Here is a 22366-nt window from a genome sequence, read left to right as displayed (position 1 = left end):
CGAACCTCCATGGTATCCACGGTAACCCGGCGCCCCGCTGACACCACCGCCGACGAGCCCGCCTGGCTGGACGAGCTGGCGGCGGGACGCAGTGCGGGGGATCGCGAGCGTCTCGCCGCCGCCCTGGCCCGGGCTCAGGAGGCCCATGCCGGCCAGTGGCGGGCCTCCGGGGAGCCGTACATCCACCACGTGGTCGCCGTGGCGCGGATCCTCGCCGAGCTGCAGATGGATACCGAGACCCTGATGGCCGCACTGCTCCACGATGTCCTGGAGGACAGCGGCGTCCAGCGCGCCGACCTCGAGGCCGAGTTCGGCGAGGGGGTGGCACGGCTGGTGGATGGCGTCACCAAGATGCGCCTTATCGAGACGCTGCCCGGCGGGATCAGCGAGCGCGAGGCCGCCCAGGCGGAGAGCCTGCGCAAACTCCTGCTGGCCATGGCCGAGGATGTCCGCGTCGTTCTCATCAAGCTCGCTGACCGGCTGCACAACATCCGGACCCTGGAGCACCTCTCGGCCGACAAGCAGCGCCGCATCGCCCGGGAGACGCTGGAGGTCTTCGCCCCGCTGGCCAATCGGCTGGGGATCTGGCAGATCAAGTGGGAGCTGGAGGACCGCGCCTTCCGCTACCTGGACCCGGAGGCGTACCACGAGATCGCCGCGGCCCTGGACGAGCGACGGGTGGAGCGCGAGGCCTTCATCCGGACCGCCGTGGGCGACCTGGAGCGGGCGCTGGGCGAGGCCGGGATTGCCGGGGAGGTGGTCGGCCGGCCCAAGCACATCTACAGCATCTGGCGGAAGCTCCAGCGCAAGGGCGTGGGCATCGACCAGCTCTACGACCTGCGCGCGGTGCGCATCCTGGTGGACAGCGTCGCCGACTGCTATCACGCGCTGGGCGTGGTCCACACCCTGTGGCGCCATATCCCGCGGGAGTTCGACGACTACATCGCGACCCCCAAGGAGAACAACTACCAGTCCATCCACACCGCCGTGGTCGGGCCCAGTGGACGTACCCTGGAGGTGCAGATCCGCACCCGCGACATGCATCGCCAGGCGGAGCTGGGCATCGCCGCCCACTGGCGCTACAAGGAGGGCGGCGGGCAGCGGGAACTCGCCTTTGAGCAGAAGATCGCCTGGCTGCGCCAGCTCCTGGAGTGGAAGGACGAGGAGGCCTCCGCCTCCGACTTCGTCGACCGCTTCAAGTCCGAGGCCTTCCAGGAGCGGATCTACGTCCTGACGCCGGCCGGGGAGATCATCGACCTCCCGCAGGGGGCGACGCCGGTGGACTTCGCCTACCACATCCACAGCGAGGTGGGGCACCGTTGTCGCGGGGCACGGGTCAACGGCCGCATGGTGCCGCTGAACTATCCCCTGGTCAGCGGCGAACAGGTGAGCATCCTCACCGCCCGGGGCGGCACGCCGAGCCGGGACTGGCTCAATCCGCAGCTCGGCTATGTCCATACCTCGCGGGCGCGCTCCCACATCCGCCACTGGTTCAAGCACCAGGACCGGGAGCGCCACGTCGCCGATGGTCGCAACGTGGTGGACCGTGAGCTGCGCCGGCTGGGCGTGCCCGACCTGCGGCTGGAAACTCTCGCCGGGGAGCTGGCGCAGGCCTCTGTGGAGGAACTGCTGGCCGCGGTGGGGCGGGGAGACCTCACCAGCCTCCAGGTGGCCCGGGCGGTCCACCAGCTCTACCCCATGACGCCGGCCGAGCCCACCGAACCCGTTCGCCCCCGCCACCGGACGCCGCCGCGGCAGGCCGGCAGCGCCAACGATATCGAGGTCGAGGGGGTGGGGAACCTGGTCACGCGCATGGCCGGCTGCTGCAATCCCGCCCCCGGGGACGATATCGTCGGTTACGTGACCCAGGGGCGCGGTGTGACCATCCACCGCAGCGACTGTCCCTCCATCCTCAACCTCGACGAGGACAAGCGCCATCGGCTCATGGACGTGGCCTGGGCGGGAGAACGGGCGGCGGCGGGTTACCCCGTGGCCCTGGTCCTGCGCGCCTACGACCGGCCGGCACTGCTGCGGGACGTCTCCACTGTGCTCGCCGATGAGCGGGTCAACGTCGACTCGGTCCAGACCCGCAGCGATGCGAAGGACGGCACCGCGCGGATGGAGCTGGGGCTGGCAGTCCACGATACCGACCAGCTCAGCCGGGTTCTCAATCGCCTGGGACAGCTCCGGGGCGTGCTGGAAGTCCAGCGGCGCGTGCAGTAGCCTGTGCGCCCCTTTCTGATGGCACCGGGAGAAGGTGTGGAGTTCGAGACCCCCCTGGAGGAAGGCATCCTGCTCCAGCGCTACAAGCGCTTCCTGGCGGATGTCCGCCGCCCCGATGGCGAGGAATTCACCATCCACACCCCCAATACCGGCTCCATGCGCGGCTGTTCCGAGCCCGGCAGCCGGATCTGGTTCCGCGATGCGGGCAACCCCCGGCGCCGCTACCGCCATACCTGGGAGATCACGGAGACCCCGGAGGGCGCGCGTATCGGTGTGAACACCAGCCGCAGCAACGCCCTGGTCCGCGAGGCCATCGAGACCGGCCGGGTACCCGAGCTGGCCGGCTACCCGGTGATCCGCCCGGAGGTCCCCCTGGGCGAGAGCCGCATCGATTTCGCCCTGGAGGGGGGCGAGCGCCCCTGCTTCGTGGAGGTGAAGAACGTCACCCTCGCGGAGGCCGGCGTCGCCAGCTTCCCGGATGCGGTGAGCAAGCGGGGCAGCCGCCACCTGGACGAACTGGCACGCGCGGTGGCCGATGGCGCCCGGGGCGTGATCCTCTACTGCATCCAGCGCGAGGATGCCGAGTCCATGCGGCCGGCGGACGATATCGACCCCGCCTACGGCGAGGCGCTGCGCCGCGCCGTCGCCGGCGGTGTGGAGGCCCTGGCACTGCGCGCCTCCATCACCCTGGAGGGGATCACCCTGGATACGCCGGTACCGGTGCACGCCGGCACGGCCGGGGAGGCCGCCTGACCATGTTCCGCCCCCTGCCGCTCTTCGTCGGCCTGCGCTACACCCGCGCCAAGCGCCGTAACGGCTTCATCTCCTTCATCTCGCTGACCTCCATGGCCGGGATCGTCCTGGGCGTCATGGCGCTCATCGTGGTGCTTTCGGTGATGAACGGCTTCCAGAACGAGGTTCGCGAGCGGATCCTCGGCATGACCGCCCACATGGAGGTCCAGGGTGGTCGGGACGGTCTCGCCGACTGGCGGGCGGTGGCCGAGCGCGGCAAGGCCATGCCGGGGGTGAACGGCGCGGCCCCCTACGTGCGCGGCGAGGCGATGTTCACCCATCGCAGCTACGTCCAGGGCGGTATGGTCAACGGCATCCTGCCGGAGGCGGAGGCCTCCATCTCCATGGTGGGGGCGAGCATGCAGTCCGGCCGACTGGAGGACCTGGCCGCCGGCGAGTACGGCATCGTCCTGGGGGAGGGCATGGCCCGCCAGCTCGGGGTCACCGTGGGGGATCCGGTGGTCCTGGTCACCCCCCGTGCAAACATGGGACCCACCGGCTTTGTCCCCCGGCTCAAGCGGTTCAGTGTGGTCGGGGTGTTCGAGGTGGGGATGCACGAGTACGACTCGGCCCTGGCCTACATCCACCTGGAGGATGCCCGGACCCTCTACCGCATGGGTAACCGGGTGACCGGGGTGCGCATGACCATGGACGAACTCTTCAACGCCCCGGAGCGGGCGGCGGAGCTGGAGGCCGAGCTGGGGCCGGGCTACTGGGTCACCGACTGGACGCGGCGCCATGCCAACTTCTTCCGGGCACTGAAGATCGAGAAGGCGGCGATGTTCATCATCCTCTCGCTCATCGTGGCGGTCGCCGCCTTCAACATCGTCTCCACCCTGGTGATGATGGTCACCGACAAGCAGGGGGATATCGCCATCCTGCGCACTCTCGGTGCCTCGCCGCGGACCGTCATGGCCATCTTCGTCATCCAGGGGACGGTCATCGGCGCCGTGGGGACGCTGCTGGGGACCGGGGCCGGGATCGCGGTGGCGACCAACATCGACGTCATCGTCCCGAGCCTGGAGGAGTTCTTCGGCATGGAGTTCCTGCCGGCCAGCGTCTACTACATCAGCGAGCTGCCTTCCGAACTGCGCTGGTCCGAGGTGGGGACCATTGCCGGGGTCTCCTTCGGTCTGAGTGCCCTGGCGACCCTCTACCCCGCCTGGCAGGCGGCGCGGACGCGACCGGCGGAGGCCCTGCGCTATGAGTGAGAACCGTCCCGAGCCCGTGTTGCGCGCCCGCGGCCTGTGTCACAGCTACACCGAGGCGCGCACTCCGCTGACCATCCTCGACGGCGTCGACCTCGCCATTGCCCCGGGGGAGCGGGTCGCCATCATCGGCTCCTCCGGCTCCGGCAAGAGTACCCTGCTCCATCTCCTGGGCGGCCTGGATCGGCCCACGGCGGGCGAGGTGGAGGTGGCCGGCGAGCGCCTCTCCGCCCTGGACGAGGCGGGGCGGGGCCGCCTGCGCAACCGGGTCCTGGGCTTCGTCTACCAGTTCCACCACCTGCTGCCGGAGTTCTCCGCCCTGGAGAACGTGGCCATGCCGCTGCTCATCCGGGGGGAGCCTCCCAGGCGGGCGCGCGAGGCCGCGACGGCCATGCTGCAGCGGACCGGCCTGGGGGAGCGGCTGGAGCACCGGCCGGCGGAGCTCTCCGGCGGCGAGCGCCAGCGGGCGGCCATCGCCCGGGCCCTGGTCACCGACCCACGCTGCGTACTGGCGGACGAGCCTACCGGCAATCTCGATCGACGGACCGCCGCCCGTATCCATGAGCTCATGGAGGAGCTCAATCGCGAGCTGGGGACCGCCTTCGTGGTCGTCACCCATGACCCGGAGATGGCGGCCCACATGGGGCGGACCCTGCAGCTGGTGGACGGCGTCCTCTCCGACGCCGCCTAGCCCCCGCTAGCGTCGTTCCCCGGCCTCGCGCTGGCGCCGCTGCTGCCGGCGCCGGTGGAGGTGCTGCAGCACGGCGAGCCGCCACAATCCCCGAATGACGAGATAGCTGGCGGCGGCCGCCGCCAGCCCCAGGACCGCCCCTCCCACCAGCAGCGGCTCCCAGATATGGCCCAGCTCCGCGAGGACCCATTCCAGGGTGGGCTCGAAAGGGGCGGAGAGCATGGGGCGGCCCAGTACCGCGCTGCCGGTCTGCAGGGCGGCATAGACCATGGGCGGGATGGTGATGGGGTTGGAGACCCAGACGAAGAGCACCGCCAGGGGCAGATTGACCCGCAGGAAGATGGCGATGAGGGCGGCGATGGCCATCTGTCCGACGGTCGGGATGAAGGCGACGAAGACCCCCGTGGCCACGCCCCCGGCGGCGGAACGGCGATTGAGGTGGAACAGGTTGGGGTCGTGCAGCCACTCCCCCAGCCAGCGCAGGTGCCGGTGGTCGCGGACGTGGTCGTGCGAGGGGAGCAGGCGTCGGAGAAAGTGTTTGGGCATCCGGAGACCGCCGGTGGTAGGCTCGTTCAACGGTCACGGATGATATCAGGGCAGGGCCATGATCGCAGGGACGCTGGCCTTCATTGCCGGGGTGGGGGCCGTCCACCTCCTCCCGGCGCTACCCTCGTGGTGGAGCGGGTGGCTCCTCCCCGGACTGCTCGTGCCGGTGCTGCCGCGCGCCATCGGACTGCCGCTGCTGGCGGCCCTGGCGGGTTTCGGCTGGTCCCTCTGGGAGGGAGCCACGCCCCCGCCAATGCCCGCGTCGCTCTCCGGCGCGGATGTGCGCCTGGTGGGGCAGGTGGACGGGCTGGCGGAGCGCGACGGCCGCCGGACCCGCTTTCGCCTCCGGGTGGAGCGGGCCACCCGGGGCGGCCGACCCGTGGCGGTGGCCGGCCACGTCCGGCTCAACTGGTACGGGGATCCGCCGGCCCTCCACCCGGGCCAGCGGCTGGGTCTCACGGCCCGCCTCGAGCGGCCGCGTCGTTTCGCCAATCCCGGCGGTTTCGACTACGCCGCCTGGCTCTACCGCGAGGGCATCACCGCGACCGGCTGGGTCCGCTCGGCGCCGGTTGCCCGGTACGAGGCCGGAGCGGCCCCGGTGGATCGGATTCGGGCCGATCTCGGCTCCCGGCTCACGGCGAGCCTGCCGCCGACCACCGCGCACCCCGGCCTCGTCCGCGCCCTGGCCCTGGGTGACCGCCGCGGCATAACGGATGCCGAGTGGTCGACCCTGCTGGCCACGGGGACCAATCACCTGGTCGCCATCTCCGGTCTTCACGTGGGGCTGGTGGCCGGGCTCGCCTGGGGTGCGACCCGCCGGGTCTGGCCCCGACTGCCGGGTGCGGTAGCGGCCCTCTCCGCTCCGCGCGCGGCGGTACTCGCAGGCGGTGTCGCCGCAACGGCCTATGCAGCCCTGGCGGGGTTCGCCATCCCGACGCAGCGGGCACTGGTGATGCTCCTTATCGCCGGGGTACTGCTCTGGTGGTATCGCCCCGCTCGCCCGGCCCACGGCCTGGCAGCGGCGGCCTGGCTGGTGCTCCTGCTGGATCCGCGGGCGGTACTGGCGCCGGGTTTCTGGCTCTCCTTCGCCGCCGTCGCGGTGATCCTCTACGCCCTGGATGGCCGGCTGCGGCGGGGTGGGCCGGTACGGGACGCCCTGCGGATCCAGTTCGTGGTCTCCCTGGGCCTGGTGCCGCTGCTGGTGGGATTGTTCGGCGAGGCCTCCCTGGCTGCCCCAGTGGCCAATCTGGTCATGGTGCCGCTGGTGGGGCTGGCCGTGGTCCCGCTGGTACTGGCCGGGATGGTGCTGCTGGTTTCCTGGCCCTCGGCGTCCGCCTTCCTGTTCGGGCTGGCGGACGGCCTCCTCGCCACGGCGTGGCCGATGCTGGAGGCGCTGGCGGATATCCCGGCACTGCAGTTCACCGGGGCGGCGCTGCCGGCCGTGGCCCTGGTTGCCGCCGCCCTGGGTCTGGGCTGGCTGGCAGGACCGCGCGGCCTGCCCGGGCGGCCGGCCGCCCTGGTCCTCCTTCTGCCGCTCCTCTTCTGGCAGCCGCACCGGCCCGAGGCCGGGGAGGTCAGGCTCACCATCCTGGACGTGGGGCAGGGGCTGGCCGCGGTGGTCCGGACCCGGGAACACACCCTGATCTACGATACCGGGCCGCACTATGGCGGAGACTTCGAAGCCGGCGGGGCGATCATCGCCCCCTACCTGGCCAGCCGGGGCATCCAGCGGGTGGATCTGCTGGTGGTGAGCCACGGTGACCGGGACCATGCCGGCGGCGCCGAGGGCCTGCGGGAGGCGGTGGATGTCGCCCGGGTGGTCGCCGGCGAGGCAGGGGATCTGAGCCAGGCCGAACGCTGTCCGGAGCAGGGCCGCTGGTCCTGGGACGGGGTCGAGCTGGCGCTGGCGGCCGGTCGCGGGGAGGGTAACGAGGCCTCCTGCGCCCTCCGGGTGGAGGCGGGCGGTACCTCGGCGCTCTTCACCGGCGACCTGGGGCGGGCCGGCGAGCGGCACCTCCTGGAGCGGGCGGACTGGTTCCCGGTGGACTGGCTGCTGGTCCCCCATCACGGTAGTACCACTTCCTCGTCATCGGCGCTGCTGGAGGCCGCCCGGCCGGATCGGGCCGCGCTGTCGGTGGGGTACGACAATCGCCACGGCCACCCGGACGCCGGCGTGATGGCGCGGTACCGGGCCCGCGGGATCCCCGTGGCGCGGACCGATCGCGACGGCGCTCTGACCTACCGGCTCGGTCGCGATGGCCTCGAGGGACCGCAGCGCGAACGTCGGATTTACCGGCGCCACTGGCATGCCGGGACGCCAGCTGCAGGGGGCGGGTGGCTCTGGTAGAGTGGCGGGTTTACAGATGCAAGGAGGTAGCGCGGTGCTGGAACTCATTCGTTCCGGTGGCTGGATCATGTGGCCCCTGCTGCTCTGTTCGGTAGCGGCGGTGGCCATCGTCGCCGAGCGCTTCTGGTCGTTGCGGCCCTCGCGCGTGGTCCCGCCCCAGCTGGTGGCGCGGGTCTGGCACTGGCAGAACCAGGGGCAGCTCGACAACCAGCACCTGAGCGAGCTGCGTGCCGGGTCGCCTCTGGGCCGGGTCCTGGCCGCCGGCCTGGTCAACCTCCACCACGAGCGGGAGGTGATGAAGGAGAGCATCGAGGAGGCGGGCCGCCAGGTGGTCCTGGAGCTGGAACGCTTCCTCAATACCCTGGGCACCATCGCCTCCATTACCCCGCTGCTGGGGCTCCTCGGCACCGTCATCGGGATGATCAAGGTCTTCGCCACCATCACCAGTGCCGGCCTGGGCGATCCGGCCGAGCTGGCCGGCGGGATCTCCGAGGCGCTCATCACGACGGCAACCGGCCTCTCCATCGCCATTCCCAGCCTGATGTTCTACCGCTACTTCCGCGGCCGCGTGGACGAGCTGGTGCTGCGCATGGAGGAGGAGGCGCTGAAGCTGGTGGAGGTCATCCACGGCGAGCGCGAGCCGGGGGAGGGGGCGTCGGCGTGAACCTGCGGCCCCAGCGGCGACGGGAGGAGCCCGACCTCAATCTCACGCCGCTCATCGACATTGTCTTCCTCCTGTTGATCTTCTTCATGGTCTCCACCAGCTTCCAGCGGGATACCCAGATCCCGCTGCAGCTCCCGGAGGCGGACAGTGAGGCGCTGGAGACGCAGTCCACCGTGGTGGAGGTGGGAATCGACGCCCAGGGGCGCTACTTCGTCAACCGCAATGCCCTGGTCAATGACCAGCGTTCCACGGTCCGCCGCGCCATCGAGAAGGCGGCCGGGGATAGCGAGTCGCCGCAGATCATCATCAGCGCCGACCGCACCACGCCGCACGAGGCGGTGGTGCGGGCCATGGACGCTGCGCGCCACGCCGGCTACAGCCGCATCACCCTGGCGACACGGCGTCCGGCAGGGGAGGGGAACGAGTGAGTACGAGACGGGCCGAAGATCGGCCGCTGGAGATGTACAAGCGGCTGCTGGGGTATACCTGGCCCTACTGGCGGGTCTTCGGGGTCGGGGTGCTGGCCATGGTGATCATGGCGGCCACGGAGACCGGCTTCGCCGCCCTGATGAAGCCGCTCATGGACGGGACCTTCGTGGAGGAGGACCCGACCCTGGTGACCTGGATGCCCTGGCTGATCATCGGCGTAGCCATCATCCGTGCCTTTGCCGATTTCGGCTCCAGCTACGCCATCAAGTGGGTGGCGCGCAGCGTCGTCCGGGACCTGCGGGGGGAGATGTTCCGCCACCTCCTCCGCCTTCCCATCCCCTTCTTCGATACCTCCTCCACCGGCGGGATCATCTCCAAGCTCAACTACGACGTGGAGCAGGTGGCCAAGGCGGCCAGTCAGGCCATTACCGTCCTCATCAAGGATTCGCTGACGGTGCTGGGGCTGCTGGGCTGGATGATCTGGCTCAGCCCGCGCCTCGTTCTGGTCTTCCTCGTCCTGGGGCCGCTCTTCGCCCTCATCGTGCGCAGCGTCAGTCAGCGCTTTCGCAAGCTTTCGCGCCGGATCCAGGTCTCCATGGGGGACGTGAGCAGCGCCACCGACGAGGCGGTGGGTGGCCAGCGGGTCATCAAGATCTTCGGCGGTGAGGGGGAGGAGGCGCGCCAGTTCGCCAAGGTCAACGAGAACAACCGCCGCCAGCAGCTCAAGAAGGAGGCCACCAACGCCATCAGCGTACCGGTGATCCAGTTCCTGGTGGCCATCGCCATCGCCGCCGTGGTCTACATCGCGACCCTGCCGGGGATGCGCGAGGAGATCTCGGTGGGGACCTTCATGTCCTTCATGGCGGCCATGGCCATGATGCTGGGGCCTGTGAAGCGACTGACCAAGGTCAATGCGGTGCTGCAGCAGGGCATCGCCGCCTCCCAGAGCGTCTTCGGCCTGCTGGACACCCCACCGGAGCTCAACGACGGATCCCGCCGCATCGAGCGAGCCCAGGGTCGCATCGACTTCGAGCAGGTCTGGTTTGCCTACGGCGAGGACCAGTCCCCGGTTCTGCGCGGCATCGACCTTCAAATCGCCTCGGGCGAGACGCTGGCCATCGTGGGCCGTTCCGGTGGCGGTAAATCCACTCTGGTGAACCTCATCCCGCGCTTCTACTCCCCGCAGAAGGGCGTAGTGCGTCTGGATGGCGTCGACCTGACCGAACTGGAACTGAAATCCCTGCGCCAGCAGATCGCCCTGGTCAGCCAGGATGTAGTGCTTTTCAACGCCTCCCTGGCCGAGAACATCGCCTACGCCCGGGAGGGGGCGGACCGGGCCGCCGTGGAGCGGGCATCGGAGCTGGCCCACGTGACCGACTTCGCCGGCCAGCTCGCGGACGGCCTGGATACCGAGGTCGGCGAGAACGGTGCGCTGCTCTCCGGCGGCCAGCGCCAGCGGGTGGCCATCGCCCGCGCCATCCTCAAGGATGCGCCCATCCTCATCCTGGACGAGGCTACCTCGGCACTGGACAACGAGTCGGAGCGCCACATCCGGAAGGCACTGGAGGCGCTCATGGAGGATAGGACCACGGTGGTCATCGCCCATCGCCTCTCCACCATCGAGCGGGCCGACCGGATCGCGGTCATGGACCGGGGGCGGCTGGTGGAGGCAGGGACCCACGCCGAACTCCTGGCCCACGGCGGCGCCTATGCGGATCTCCACCAGGCGCAGTTCGATGGCTGACGGACGGGGCAGTGCCGGGTTCTGGCAGCGCCGGCGCGCGGACTGGTCCGACCTCCGGCACAACCGGCGGCGCTATCATGCACGGCGGGGCCGGCTGCGCCCGCCGGAGGGGCGCAGCCCCCTGGTCTGGATCCAGGCGGGAGAGGGTGCGGATAATCTGCGCCTGGCCGCCGACCTGCTGGGCGCCCTGCGTCAGTCCCGCCTGGACCTGCGGCTGGTGCTGACCTACCCGGAGGAGGACCGTGCCATTCTGCGGGAGCGGCTGGAGGGCTGCTCCCGGGAGAAGGTGGCCCTGGGCTATGGCCCGGACCCCGTGCCACGGGCCCAGGGCCGAGTGGCCGAGCGGCTGGCGCCCCTCGGGGTGATCGGGGTGGGCAGGGCCCCGACGCCGGCACTGGAGGGGATATCCCACCGGGTGGCGGTTCGCTCCGGGCCGGCGGGTGCCTCGGTAGAGGCGGCGCTGCCCGCGGATAGCGACACGGCCGATGCGTGGCAGGGGCGGGCCGAGGATATCGCCCCCGCGGCCGATCCCCTGACCCTGCTGGCCGAGGCCCAGGTGGAGCCGGTCCTGCCGGCCCTTCTGGGTGGCGACCGGCTGGCCTGGTTCATCGGCGTCAGTGACTGGCGAGGGCTGGAGGCGACCTGGCGTGCCCACCCCCTGGCATCCCAGGGGGTCCTCTTCGCCAGCCCGGCACCCGGGGCGAAGGTGCCCGCGCATCTGCCGCGGCTCGCCGACTGGGATCGGAAGCCGCTGCCGGCAGGGACCCTCATGGTGGTGGATGACCCGCGCTGGAATCCGGCGCTGGCCGTCTCGGCCGAGTCGATCCACCTCTTCGAGGACCTCCCGGCGGCGCGCTGGCAGGCGCTGGCGGGGCATCGGCCGGTGACCTCGGCCGTCTCGCTCCCCGCCGATGCCACCGGGGCGCTCCCCTGCCCGGTAGTGGGTAGCGGTGACGAGGCGGCGCTGGCGGCGTGGCAGGGCTGGCTGGATGACCCCCTGGCGGCGCGGGAGATGGGCAGCGCCTGCCGGCGCCACTTCTGGGCCGTCCGCCGGGAGGCGGATGCGGCCGTGAATCGATTGCTGGAGAGGATCTACGCGTGGTAGTGAGGGTTCGACCGGCCTACTGGGAGCGGGACGACGCCGTCAGCCGGACCCTGGCGCCGCTGGGATGGCTCTGGTGCGGGCTGGCGATGCTGCGCCGGATGGCCTATCGGGCGCGGCTGCGGCCATCGGGTGCCGCCGGTGTCCCGGTTATCGTGGTGGGCAATCTCACGGTGGGGGGAACCGGCAAGACCCCCTTCACCATCTGGCTGGTGGAGGCCCTGCGCCAGGCCGGCTACGCCCCCGGCGTGGTCAGTCGCGGCTACGGGGGGCAGGCGGCCAGCTGGCCGCAGCAGGTCCGCCCCGATTCCGACCCCGTGGTAGTCGGGGACGAGGCACTGCTTATCGCACGCCGGACCCAGCGCCCCATGGCAGTGGGTCCGGACCGGCTGGAGGCGGCCAGGGAACTGGTGCGCCATGCCGAGGTGGATGTCGTGGTCACCGACGACGGCCTGCAACACTACCGGCTTCAACGGGATATCGAGATCGAGATCCTGGATGGACGGCGCCGCTACGGGAATGGCCGCTGTCTGCCCGCCGGTCCCCTGCGCGAACCCCTGGGCCGGCGTCGGTCCGTCGATTTCCGCGTCTGCAACGGGACCCCTCTCTCCGAGGACGAGCGGGGCATGCGCCTGGCGGTCGGCGATCCGGTGAACCTGATCACCGGCGAGAGCTGCCCGGCCGCGGAGCTGGGCCCCGAGGTCCACGCCGTTGCCGGGATCGGGGATCCGGAGCGCTTCTTCGTTACCGTGCGGAGGCAGGGACTGCGCGTGATACCCCACGCCTTCCCCGATCATCACGACTACGAGCCGGGGGACGTCGACTTCCCCGGTTCCCAGCCCGTGCTGATGACCGAAAAGGACGCCATGAAACACGCCCGCGCCGGGGAACCGCGCCACTGGTTCCTGCCGGTGACCGCGGAACCGGAGCCGGGCCTGGCCGAGGCCATCGTCAACCGCCTGGAGGCGAAACACCATGGATAAGCACCTGCTGGATATCCTGGCCTGTCCCACCTGCAAGGGGCCGTTGATCCACGACCGCGAGCGGGACGAACTCATCTGCCGGGCCGAGCGCCTCGCCTTTCCCGTTCGGGACGGGATCCCGGTGATGCTGGAGGACGAGGCCCGCAAGCTGACCCCGGACGAGCTGGATCCGGCATGAGATTCCGGGTTGTCATCCCGGCGCGCCATGATGCCAGCCGCCTGCCGGGCAAGCCGCTGCGCAATCTCGGCGGTCGGCCCCTGGTCCAGCACGTCTGGGACCGGGCGAGCGAGAGCGGGGCGACGGAGGTCGTCGTGGCCACCGATGACGAACGGGTGGCGGGGACGGTGGAGGCCTTTGGCGGGCGCGCCGCGATGACGCCGGCGCGCCTGCGTTCGGGGACGGAGCGCCTGGTCATCCTGGCACGCGAGGCCGACTGGGACGACGACGACGTGGTAGTGAATCTCCAGGGGGATGAGCCCCTGATGCCACCGGCCATCATCCACCAGGTGGCCGCCGACCTGGCCGCCCACCCGGAGGGAGAGATGGCGACCCTGGCCACCCGGATCCGCTCGGCGGAAGAGCTCCACGACCCCCACGTGGTCAAGGTCGTCCACGATGCCCGGGGGTGGGCGCTCTATTTCAGCCGGGCCCCCATCCCCTGGGAGCGCGACGCCTTCGCCGAGGATGCCGGGCGCTTACCGGAGCGCGGTGAATTCCTCCGCCATGTCGGGATCTATGCCTACCGTGTCGGCTTTCTGCGGGAGTATCCCCTGGACGGGGAGTGCCGGCTGGAGGAGGCCGAGGCGCTGGAGCAGCTGCGCGTCCTCTATCACGGCCACCGGATCCACGTCGCCGAGGCCCTGGAGCCGCCGGGCCACGGCGTGGATACCGAGGCCGACCTGGCGCGGGCCGAGGCGGCCCTGGCGCGTCGAGGGTAGGGCCGACCCGTCAGTCGGCGGCCTGGAGGGCGCGGAAATCCGGATGGACCTCCCGCTCGCCCGCGGCATTGTAGTGATAGAGGGCCACCGTGTAGTTCCGCGGGACCCGGCGATGGGCCTCACCGTGCTGGTTGGCCTGCATCTCCGTCCCGCTGCCCTCATCCTGAAGGATGAGGGCGGGGGGATCGTCCAGTAGCTCCACCACACGGCAGGTCCGGCCGCGGTAGTCGACGGTCCGGCCCAGGAGATCGCGGGCCTGTTTCTCGTTATCATCGCTCATGAACTCACTCATGGGTCGCTTGTGCACCAGCCCCCTGCCGCACATGCCGGCTCCGGGTCTCACTGATTCCGAGCATAGAGCGTCCCTGGCCGGCGGCCAACCCACCGGCGGCAGGGATGAAGCCGCGTCGAACTCGTTCCCGGGGACGATTCAAGTGATCAGGCTCGACTGATAGAGTCAGCCTGTCTATGCAAGACATGGAGGTCATGATGCCCGCCGAATCCAGAACCGACGCGGCTCTGAGGGAGCTAATGGGATTCCTGGATGGCATCCAGGCGGACGGTTATCTAGTGGATGACGAGGTTCTCTGGCTGGATACCTGGCTCCGCGATAACCCCTACCTTCGGTCCGATCCCGATGCCTCCGCGCTCCTGGAGGTTACGGAGGATGCCCTGCACGACGGGGTGATCACCTCGACTGAACTCCAGGAGATCGACGAGGCCATCACCCGTATGCGGGAGGCAGGCGAGCGGCGGGTAGGGGCGTCCGAAAATCGGGATGCCATTACCACGGAACTCATCGGTCTACTTCGAGGCATCACGGCCGACCAGTCACTGGTGGATGACGAGGTGGAGCGGCTGCGCTTCTGGACCCGCCGTGCGGAGGAGTGGAGCCACTGGCCGCTTTCTGAAGTCCGTCATCGGGTGGAGGAGGCCATGCGGGCTGGCTGCGTCGGCGAGCTCGAGCGCCAGGACCTCATGGGGGTCGCGGAGCGCTTGGTGGGAGGAAACCCTGCAGAGTCTGGTGCCATCCGGGGGCTTCCGGTGCAGCCGGAAGTGACGGAGGGGGTGATCCCGGTTTCCGGGAGCCGGCTGTGCCTGACGGGCCAGTTCGTCAGCGGCCCCCGGTCCCACTGCGAGCGTCGGACGAAGGAGGCGGGCGGTGCAGTGGCGGGTAACGTCAGCAAGAAGGTGGACTTCGTCGTCGTTGGGGACATCGCCAGCCGCGACTGGGCCTACAGCACCTTCGGCCGGAAGGTAGAGAAGGCCATGGAGTACGAGATCCCGGTGGTGACCGAGTTCGTGTGGCGGCAGGCCATAGACCAGCTCTAAAGGATGGAAGCTTGAACACCATCACGACCGAACAGTGCTGGGAGTACATTCGGCTCCCGAAGCGTCTCTATGGCCCCATGGAGTGGCGAGACAAGCCGAGTAACAGTGCGTATCGCCAGTGTATCCTTCAGCCGGTCTTTGGGCCCCTTCGTGATCTGTGTGGGTGACGGGCATGCCGAGGCCGGGTAGCGCCGCGGGGGTGACCCCCATTATGTTGGGGTGCCGTGTTGCTGCCCCGAAGGAGTCCGCCATGTCCGGCGAGCATGCCCTGTTCACCGCCGCCCTGGGCCTGACCGCACCCTGGCAGGTCCGGGACCTGACCTTCGATGCCGAGGTCGGCCGCATCGACTTCCAGGTCGGCTTTGCCCCCGGCAGCCGCTTTGCCTGTCCGAGCTGCGGCGCCGCCGACCAGCCGGTCCATGACACCCGGCAGCGGACCTGGCAGCACCTGCACTTCTTCGAGCACCGGGCCTACATCCATGCCGATGTCCCCCGGGTGCGCTGTGAACACTGCGGCAGGACCAGCCAGGTGGCGGTGCCCTGGGCTCGGCCCGGCAGCGGCTTCAGCCAATTGCTCGAGGCCATGGTGGTCGCCCTCGCCCAGCAGATGCCCGTGCGGGCGGTGGCCCGCCATGTCGGCCTCGGCGACGACGCCGTCTGGCGCACCCTCCATCACTACGTCGATACCGCCCGGGCGGCCGAGGACTATTCCGATGTCACCGCCATCGGCGTCGACGAGACCGCCGCCCGGCGCGGCCACCACTACATCACGTTGTTCCATGACCTCGAGACCGGCCGATTGCTCTTCGCCTGTCCGGGCCGGGACCAGCAGACGGTCGGCCACTTCGTGGCCGACCTGCGCGCCCACGGCGGGGCGCCGGAGCAGGTCACCGCCGCCTGTACCGACATGAGCCGGGCCTATATCGCCGGCCTCGGCCGCCACTTGCCGCAGGCAGCTATCACCTTCGATGCCTTCCACGTCGTCCAGTTGGCCAATACCGCCGTGGACGAGGTCCGTCGACAGGAGGTCAAGCGCGAGCCGGCCCTCAAGCACACCCGCTGGGCCTGGCTGCAGGACCCGCGCCAGCAGAAGCTCGGCCGAATCACGCAGCTCCACCACCTCTCCCGGCGGCGGCTGGAGACGGCCCGGGCCTGGCGCCTCAAGGAGGCGCTGCGGGACTTCTACCGCAGCCAGTCGGGCCGTAAGGAGGCCGAATCGCTGCTCACCGCCTGGTATCGCTGGGCCCGGCGCAGCCGGCTGGCCCCCTTCAAGCGCCTGGCGCTGACCGTGCGGGCCCACTGGGACGGCATCCTCAACGCCTTCGACAGCCGCCTGACCAACGGCCGGGTGGAAGGGCTCAATGCCCACATCCAGGCCGCGAAGGCCCGGGCACGGGGTTACCGAACCACCCGGAACCTCATCACCATGGCCTACCTGGTCGGGGCAAAGCTCAGTCAACTACCGGCGGCACCCCATACCCCAACATCTGGGGCCCGGGCCGCCTGACGCCATGGATACCGCTACCCACACAGATCTGGATAGAGCCGGTCTTTGACCGAGAGGATGTAGCCTAGCAGGGGTTGGAGGTAAGGCTGCAGTACCGTATCCCGCAGCTGATAGATGCCTGCAAGGAGAGCTATACTCTTTTCCTGTGGATGGGCCATCTTCACCGGATCTTCCAGATCGAGGTGGTCCCTCATGAGGAAAAGGCAAGCCGCCAGCACGGAAAAGCCATCTATGGCCCCCATTATCACGTCAATGATCATGATGTAGTCGACAACATCGACAGCATCGCGAGTACCACAGAGCTAAACATCAAGCCGGAATCGCTGGCCTGTGGTGAACCGGAGAACTGCTTTCGAGCCTTCCTTGACCTGTGCAACATTGAGCTAGACTCGGAATTCAGGTACGTGCATCCCATGACGAATCGACCAGTGGACCTTCTCTGATGAATTGCGAAACCATCCTTTCTTCGCTGGGCTTCGAGTGCCGTCCTGAGCCGATGGTGCAGGCTCAGGGAGAGGCCTACGCCGTGGAAACGCCGCTGGTCTTCCGGGACGGGGAGTGCATTGGCTTCTATATCATCCCCAGCGGGGATGGTTCGTTCCGGGTTACGGACAACGGCGATATCCTTGCCCATATGTACAACAGTGGCCTCACCCTGGAGGATCGGAAGAGCTGGCAGCGTCTAAAGAAGGCGGCTGCAAACGAGGGGCTGGAGCTTCTGGCTTCGGGGTTGATCTTGGGGGAGTTTCCTCCAGGGCGCCTTGAGGACGGCGTTGGTGCATTCATGAAGTTCGCATCCATCGCGGCTGAGTGGGAAGAAGAGCGCTACGGGATCCATGATGGAGTCAATCGCTTCGTAGCCGAAGTTGAGGCGGGTCTCCGTATCTGGAAACCGAATGAACCCATCATTCACGGGCCGGAAGTAGAAGGCTCTTCCGGGAAGATGCAGCCGTTTGCTCTAAAGTTCGGTGACCGGTTCGTCGATGCTATCCGCCCGGATGGGCGTGCGGTCGGAGGCGAATTGCGCAAGATCATGGATGTCGTGGATGCCCTGGAGGATAGCCGAGTAATGGTGGTTCTGGATGATCGCGAAGACCCGGTGAAGGCCCGGAGCGAAGAAAGCATCATCTCGCGAGCAGCTGATGTAATGCTCTACTCGGTCCTGGCCCAGAAGGGCGGACGGCCTCCGGAGTTCGTTCATTAGGCCCGATCCAGCCAGGAGATTCGCAGCTCCGGCGTCAATGATCTGCGCCGGACCTGCACTCTGCCGAATCGCCCTCCAAAGTTTATCCTCGTAACCTCGCTGAACCCCCTCACTTGCATCCTCCTTGGCTGCCGCTGACTGTCCGGGCCAAGACGCAACCCACCTGCAAAACGCGCGCGCAAGTGCTTGATTATGTTAAGCTGAAAACAGAAGTCTTCGGCCGTTTTTGCGGCCCCTCATTCAGTCGTAAGGGGTTGATTATGGAGAAAGAATTAGGGGTTTTATTTTGCTGCCTGGGCAACATTTGCCGCTCGCCTACGGCCCAGGGCGTCTTTACCGGTCTGCTGGAGGCGGAGGCCCCGGAGCTGGTGGACCGGGTCCGGATCGATTCCGCCGGGACTCATGCCTACCACGTGGGTAGTGCCCCGGATCGCCGGGCCACCGAGGCGGCGCGCCAGCGCGGCTATGACCTCATCGGGCAGACGGCTCGCAAGGCCGAGCCGGTGGACTTCGAGGAGTTCGACTACATCCTCGCCATGGACCACGAGAACTACGCCAATCTGGAGCGTATCGCTCCGGCGCACCATCGCGACAAGCTGCGGATGTTCCTCGATTTCGCCCCCGGCCACGAGGGCGAGGAGGTACCGGATCCCTACTACGGCGGCAGTGATGGTTTCCAGCTGGTGCTGGATCGGGTCGAGGCGGCCAGTCGAGGGTTGCTGGACGATATCCGCCAGCGGCTGGGGGCGAGGACCGGCTCCTGAAGGGGGCCCCAAGGTAGAAACCCCCGGGTCGGCTCGCGCCGATCCGGGGGTCGGGGCCCTCCGGGGGAGGGCACGGGCGCGGGATGCCCGATCAGCGCGCCGGACCATCCTCCTGGTCGGAACCGGTGTTACCTTCCCGCTCGTCTGCTCCGGCATCCTTGCCTTCCGCCGTGTCCGGGACCTCATCCGTAGTCGGTGGCTCACTGGTCTCCGGGTGCGCCTCCGCCGGTGCCTCCTCCTGCTTCACGGGGTCGTGGGTCGCGGCCGGGCTCGTCTCGGCCTCGACCTTCTCCTCGGTCGGCCGGGTGGGCTCCGGGGCCTCCGTCGCCTGCTCCTTTGGCTCGGGTGAAGGTTCCGGAGTCGATTCCGGGATTGGGTCCGGGGCGGGCTCCGCCTCGGACTCCTTCTCCACCGCCGTCCCGGTCTCGCCCTGGACCGGTTCCGGCTCGGGTTCCGGCGCCGGTGCCGGTTGTTCGGCCACTACCGGCTCGGGCTCCGCCGGCTTGGCGGGAGCGGGCTCCTCGCTCGCCTCCGCGACCGGGGCGGGGCCTTGCTCCTGCGGTTCGGCCGGAGCCGGCGTGGTTGCTTCGGCGGGTGCGGTGGTCGCCTCGGCGGTTGGCTCGGGGGCCTCTTCCCGGGGCGCGGCCTCACTTACCGACGGCGTGGGGGCCTCATCGGTCACGGGCGCGGCGGCCTCCGCGGTGGTTTCAGCTGCGGGACTCGCCGCGGGCTCGCCACTGGAGGTCTCCTCCGTACCGGTCCTGGCCGGCGTGGAAGACGGCTCGGCAGGCTCGGGGGAGGGCGCGGCCTCCTCGGCGCTGGCCGTGCTCGCCTCGGACTCCGCCGGGGAGACGGACTCCTGGCTGGTGCCGCTCTCCGCGTCGGCCTCGGTGGCCGGGGCGGCGGCCTGTTCCTCGGTGGCCTGCTGGGCAGTGCCGTCGCCCTGCTCCTCGCCGTTCGCGGTGGTGCTGCTGCGGCTACCCCGACGCCGGCGTCCGCCACGGCGACCGCGCCGGCTGGAGGAACGGCGACGGTTGCTGGAGCGGGTCTCGGAATCGCCGCCCTCGGACCCTGCTGCCTCCTGGTTCTCGCCGTCAGCGTTCGCGGTACCGGTCTCGGCAGTCTCCGCGCTCGTTTCCTGCTCGCTGGCGGCCTGCGGCTGTTGCTTCGGGCTCTGGTCCGGCTCGGCGGCCGGCCTCTTGCCTTCCTCGGGAGCCTCGGCCTCCTGGGTGGCCTCGGAGGTCGACCCGGCAGCCGCCTGCTCGGCACCGCCGCTGTTCTCGGTGCTGGAAGAGCGCTTGCGGCGGCCACCGCGGCGACGGCTGGAGCCACTGCTCTTCTCGCGGCTCTCCGGCTTCTCGGCCTCGGCGGTCTCGGCCGGGGCCTCGGTCCGGGCTGCCTCGCTGGCCCCGTTACCGCCCTTGCTGCCGCCACCCTTCTGGCCGCCCTTGTTTTCGGTCTTGCCCTCCGACTTGTTCTCGGAACGATTGCGGGACTTGTTGTTCCCCTTGCTACCGTTCCCCTCGGCCCGGGCACCCTTTTCCTCGGCCTTGTCGCCGCCCTTGCGGTTACTGTCGCCGGATTTCTGCTGACCGCCGGACTTCGCCTGGCTCCCGGATTTGGGCTGCTCGCCGCCGCTCTTCTGACCACTCCGGCCGCGGCCGCTGCGCTGGCGCTGATCGCCCCGGCGGCGGTCGTTGATGGCCTGGCTCGGCTGGGAATTGGGATCGGTATCGTCGCTGCGGGTCTTGCCGGAAGTCTCCGTGGCCGGCGCCGCACTCTTGCTGCGCGGGGTCTCCGCCCCGGGCTGGCTGCCGGTCTTCCCGCTCGGACCACTGACGGTGGAGGGGCCACCGGCCAGGCGCTGGAAGAGGCGGCGGATGACGCCGCTGCTTCCGTTGCCGCTGGTGGCAGTCCGTTTGGCCGGGGCAGGGGCGGGAGCCTCGGCCTTCGGGCTCGGTTCCGGCTTAGCCTCCGGCTCTGGCTCGGGCTGCTGGGCCGGCTCTGGCTCGGGCTGCTGGGCCGGCTCCGGGGTGGCCGCCTCCGGCTCTGCAGGCGCGGCCTCGGCCTCCGGGCGATTGGGCGCCGGCGGGACCGATACCTGGACCGCCGGCTCCTCGGATGCCGCGGCAGGGGTGCCGTGGGCGTCCGCCAGGTCGGTCTCCGGGGCACTGACCAGCTGGTAGCTGGGGCGGTCGTCGGTTCCCTGGGGGAGCTCATCGCTCCGCAGCCGCTGGACGTCGAAATTCGGCGTCTCCATGTGCGGGTTGGGGATCAAGACCACGCGCAGTTCCTGACGCTGCTCGATGGCCAGGATGCCGTCGCGCTTCTCGTTGAGGAGGAAGGTGGCCACGTCCACCGGGACCTGGGCGATGATCCGCCCGGTCTTCTCCTTCATGGCCTCCTCCTCGATGACGCGGAGGATGGAGAGCGCCAGGGACTCGCTGGCGCGGATGGTGCCCTGGCCGTGGCAGCGCGGGCAGACGATCTGGCTGTGCTCGCCCAGGGAGGGGCGCAGCCGCTGGCGTGACATCTCCAGCAGGCCGAAGCGGGAGATCCGGCCGATCTGCACCCGCGCCCGATCCGCCTTGAGGCACTCCCGCAGACGGTTCTCCACCTCGCGCTGGTGGCGCGCTGGGGTCATGTCGATGAAGTCGATGACCAGCAGGCCGCCGAGGTCGCGCAGGCGCAGCTGCCGGGCGATCTCCTCGGCCGCCTCCAGGTTGGTGCAGCGGGCCGTCTCCTCGATATCGCCGCCCTTGGTGGCGCGGGCGGAGTTGATGTCGATGGAGGTCAGCGCCTCGGTGTGGTCGATGACCAGGGCGCCGCCGGAGGGGAGGGTGACCTCCCGCTGGAAGGCGGACTCGATCTGCGACTCGATCTGGTAGCGCGTGAAGAGCGGAACCGGGTCGTCGTAGTACTTGATCCGCTTGATGTTGTGCGGCATCACCTGCTCGACGAACTCGCGCGCCTGGCGATAGGTCGCCGGTTCGTCGATGAGGATCTCCTGGATGTCCGAGCGCATGTAGTCGCGGATGGCCCGGATGATGATGTTGCTCTCCTGATAGATCAGGAAGGGCGCATCCTTCTCCGCCGCGCTGCTGATGGACTGCCAGAGGTTCAGGAGATAATCCAGGTCCCACTGGAGCTCTTCCGAGGAGCGGCCCACGCCGGCGGTGCGGACGATGAGCCCCATGTCCTCGGGAATGGTGAGCTCGCTCATGGCCTGGCGGATCTGGGCCCGATCATCCCCCTCGATGCGGCGGGAAACACCGCCGGCCCGCGGGTTGTTGGGCATCAGGACCAGGTAGCGGCCGGCCAGGCTGATGAAGGTGGTCAGCGCCGCGCCCTTGGTGCCGCGCTCCTCCTTGTCCACCTGGACGATGAGCTGCTGCCCCTCGCGCAGCGCCTCCTTGATGTTGACGCGGCCACCGCCTTCCTTCTCCGACCCGGGGGCGAAGTTCTCGGCGGCGATCTCCTTGAGGGGGAGGAAGCCGTGGCGCTCCGCGCCGTAGTCGATGAAGGCGGCTTCCAGGCTGGGCTCGATGCGGGTGATCCGGCCCTTGTAGATGTTGGCCTTCTTCTGCTCGCGGCCGGCGGCCTCGATGTCGAGATCGTAGAGGCGCTGGCCGTCCACGAGGGCAACACGCAACTCTTCGGGCTGAGTTGCGTTGAAAAGCATGCGTTTCATGTAGATCTGGCTCTCTTTCGGCGCTCGACCGCGGCAAGAGGCGGGAGCGCACGGCCAGGCCCGATATGGCCGGCGACGACGTTCAGCAGTGGTGTTCGTTGTCTGTTGTTCGGTGCCACATCCAGCCCGGCCGGGCTCTCGTCATGTCGCCATGGGAGCGCGCAACCGGTATCGCTCGGGATGGGTCGAGCGAATGAACC

General features: G+C 69.3%; 20 protein-coding genes. 16 read left to right on the top strand and 4 right to left on the bottom strand.

Annotation, left to right across the window (positions count from 1 at the left end; genetic code table 11):
- Positions 1–9: 9 nt before the first annotated feature.
- Genes relA through lolD form a run of 4 tightly spaced genes read left to right on the top strand, consistent with a single transcriptional unit; the run spans position 10 to position 4914 of the window.
- Positions 10–2223, top strand: a complete 2214-nt coding sequence (relA, locus tag BM272_RS02735; protein WP_093427198.1) for a GTP diphosphokinase — start codon at positions 10–12, stop codon at positions 2221–2223.
- 36 nt (positions 2224–2259) lie between these two features.
- Positions 2260–2976, top strand: a complete 717-nt coding sequence (gene sfsA / locus BM272_RS02730; RefSeq protein WP_205407730.1) for a DNA/RNA nuclease SfsA — start codon at positions 2260–2262, stop codon at positions 2974–2976.
- A gap of 2 nt (positions 2977–2978) precedes the next feature.
- Positions 2979–4226 (top strand): lipoprotein-releasing ABC transporter permease subunit, encoded by a 1248-nt coding sequence (locus tag BM272_RS02725; protein ID WP_093427197.1) that lies wholly within the window; start codon positions 2979–2981, stop codon positions 4224–4226.
- Positions 4219–4914 carry a lipoprotein-releasing ABC transporter ATP-binding protein LolD gene (lolD, locus tag BM272_RS02720; RefSeq protein WP_093427196.1) on the top strand — a complete coding sequence of 232 codons (696 nt, stop codon included), beginning with the start codon at positions 4219–4221 and terminating at the stop codon, positions 4912–4914. Before BM272_RS02725 ends, lolD begins: the two co-directional genes overlap by 8 nt.
- 6 nt (positions 4915–4920) lie before the next feature.
- Here the strand turns inward: lolD and BM272_RS02715 are convergent, their stop codons facing one another.
- Positions 4921–5460 (bottom strand): DUF2062 domain-containing protein, encoded by a 540-nt coding sequence (locus BM272_RS02715; RefSeq protein ID WP_093427195.1) that lies wholly within the window; start codon positions 5458–5460, stop codon positions 4921–4923.
- A 58-nt stretch (positions 5461–5518) separates the two neighbouring features.
- Here BM272_RS02715 and BM272_RS02710 point away from each other — a divergent pair, with 58 nt between their 5' ends.
- From BM272_RS02710 to kdsB, 8 genes are read left to right on the top strand one after another with little or no spacing between them, the layout of a single operon-like run.
- The gene (locus tag BM272_RS02710; protein WP_093427194.1) at positions 5519–7807 is read left to right on the top strand and encodes a DNA internalization-related competence protein ComEC/Rec2; all 2289 of its coding nucleotides are present in this window, start codon (positions 5519–5521) and stop codon (positions 7805–7807) included.
- A gap of 34 nt (positions 7808–7841) precedes the next feature.
- Positions 7842–8471 (top strand): MotA/TolQ/ExbB proton channel family protein, encoded by a 630-nt coding sequence (locus BM272_RS02705; protein ID WP_205407729.1) that lies wholly within the window; start codon positions 7842–7844, stop codon positions 8469–8471.
- Positions 8468–8899: an ExbD/TolR family protein gene (locus BM272_RS02700; protein WP_205407728.1), complete on the top strand. Its 432-nt coding sequence runs from the start codon at positions 8468–8470 to the stop codon at positions 8897–8899. The genes BM272_RS02705 and BM272_RS02700 overlap by 4 nt, the downstream gene beginning before the upstream one ends.
- 32 nt (positions 8900–8931) lie before the next feature.
- Positions 8932–10644, top strand: a complete 1713-nt coding sequence (gene msbA, locus BM272_RS02695) for a lipid A export permease/ATP-binding protein MsbA (RefSeq protein ID WP_093427192.1) — start codon at positions 8932–8934, stop codon at positions 10642–10644.
- On the top strand, positions 10637–11749 hold the full coding sequence (locus BM272_RS02690; protein WP_093427191.1) for a hypothetical protein: 1113 nt from the start codon (positions 10637–10639) through the stop codon (positions 11747–11749). The genes msbA and BM272_RS02690 overlap by 8 nt, the downstream gene beginning before the upstream one ends.
- Positions 11749–12729, top strand: a complete 981-nt coding sequence (lpxK, locus tag BM272_RS02685; protein WP_240307984.1) for a tetraacyldisaccharide 4'-kinase — start codon at positions 11749–11751, stop codon at positions 12727–12729. The genes BM272_RS02690 and lpxK overlap by 1 nt, the downstream gene beginning before the upstream one ends.
- Positions 12722–12907, top strand: coding sequence for a Trm112 family protein (locus tag BM272_RS02680; protein WP_093427189.1), 186 nt, complete (start codon positions 12722–12724; stop codon positions 12905–12907). Before lpxK ends, BM272_RS02680 begins: the two co-directional genes overlap by 8 nt.
- The gene (gene kdsB, locus BM272_RS02675) at positions 12904–13668 is read left to right on the top strand and encodes a 3-deoxy-manno-octulosonate cytidylyltransferase (protein WP_093427188.1); all 765 of its coding nucleotides are present in this window, start codon (positions 12904–12906) and stop codon (positions 13666–13668) included. The genes BM272_RS02680 and kdsB overlap by 4 nt, the downstream gene beginning before the upstream one ends.
- Before the next feature lie 10 nt (positions 13669–13678).
- Here the strand turns inward: kdsB and BM272_RS02670 are convergent, their stop codons facing one another.
- Positions 13679–13960: a hypothetical protein gene (locus BM272_RS02670; RefSeq protein WP_159433003.1), complete on the bottom strand. Its 282-nt coding sequence runs from the start codon at positions 13958–13960 to the stop codon at positions 13679–13681.
- A 239-nt stretch (positions 13961–14199) separates the two neighbouring features.
- On the opposite strand from BM272_RS02670, the gene BM272_RS02665 reads away from it, so the two are divergent.
- Positions 14200–15000: a BRCT domain-containing protein gene (locus tag BM272_RS02665; protein WP_159433002.1), complete on the top strand. Its 801-nt coding sequence runs from the start codon at positions 14200–14202 to the stop codon at positions 14998–15000.
- A gap of 250 nt (positions 15001–15250) precedes the next feature.
- A complete protein-coding gene (locus BM272_RS02660) occupies positions 15251–16507 on the top strand; it encodes an ISL3 family transposase (protein WP_093427185.1) in 1257 nt (418 codons plus the stop codon).
- Positions 16508–16521: 14 nt separating this feature from the next.
- Here BM272_RS02660 and BM272_RS13505 read toward each other — a convergent pair whose 3' ends face one another.
- On the bottom strand, positions 16522–16767 hold the full coding sequence (locus BM272_RS13505; protein WP_143613128.1) for a hypothetical protein: 246 nt from the start codon (positions 16765–16767) through the stop codon (positions 16522–16524).
- 182 nt (positions 16768–16949) lie between these two features.
- Between BM272_RS13505 and BM272_RS02650 the strand changes: the two genes are divergently transcribed.
- Both BM272_RS02650 and BM272_RS02645 read left to right on the top strand, forming a co-directional pair.
- The gene (locus BM272_RS02650) at positions 16950–17711 is read left to right on the top strand and encodes a DUF1828 domain-containing protein (protein WP_093427183.1); all 762 of its coding nucleotides are present in this window, start codon (positions 16950–16952) and stop codon (positions 17709–17711) included.
- 260 nt (positions 17712–17971) lie between these two features.
- Positions 17972–18475 carry a low molecular weight protein-tyrosine-phosphatase gene (locus BM272_RS02645; RefSeq protein ID WP_093427182.1) on the top strand — a complete coding sequence of 168 codons (504 nt, stop codon included), beginning with the start codon at positions 17972–17974 and terminating at the stop codon, positions 18473–18475.
- Positions 18476–18566: 91 nt separating this feature from the next.
- Here the strand turns inward: BM272_RS02645 and BM272_RS02640 are convergent, their stop codons facing one another.
- Positions 18567–22166: an Rne/Rng family ribonuclease gene (locus BM272_RS02640; RefSeq protein WP_093427181.1), complete on the bottom strand. Its 3600-nt coding sequence runs from the start codon at positions 22164–22166 to the stop codon at positions 18567–18569.
- Between the last annotated feature and the right edge of the window lie 200 nt (positions 22167–22366).

This window comes from Thiohalospira halophila DSM 15071 (genome assembly GCF_900112605.1).
GTDB classification, from domain to species: Bacteria; Pseudomonadota; Gammaproteobacteria; order Thiohalospirales; family Thiohalospiraceae; genus Thiohalospira; species Thiohalospira halophila.
Note: the sequence above shows the minus strand (reverse complement) of the source record. Positions and strands in the feature narration are given on the sequence as shown.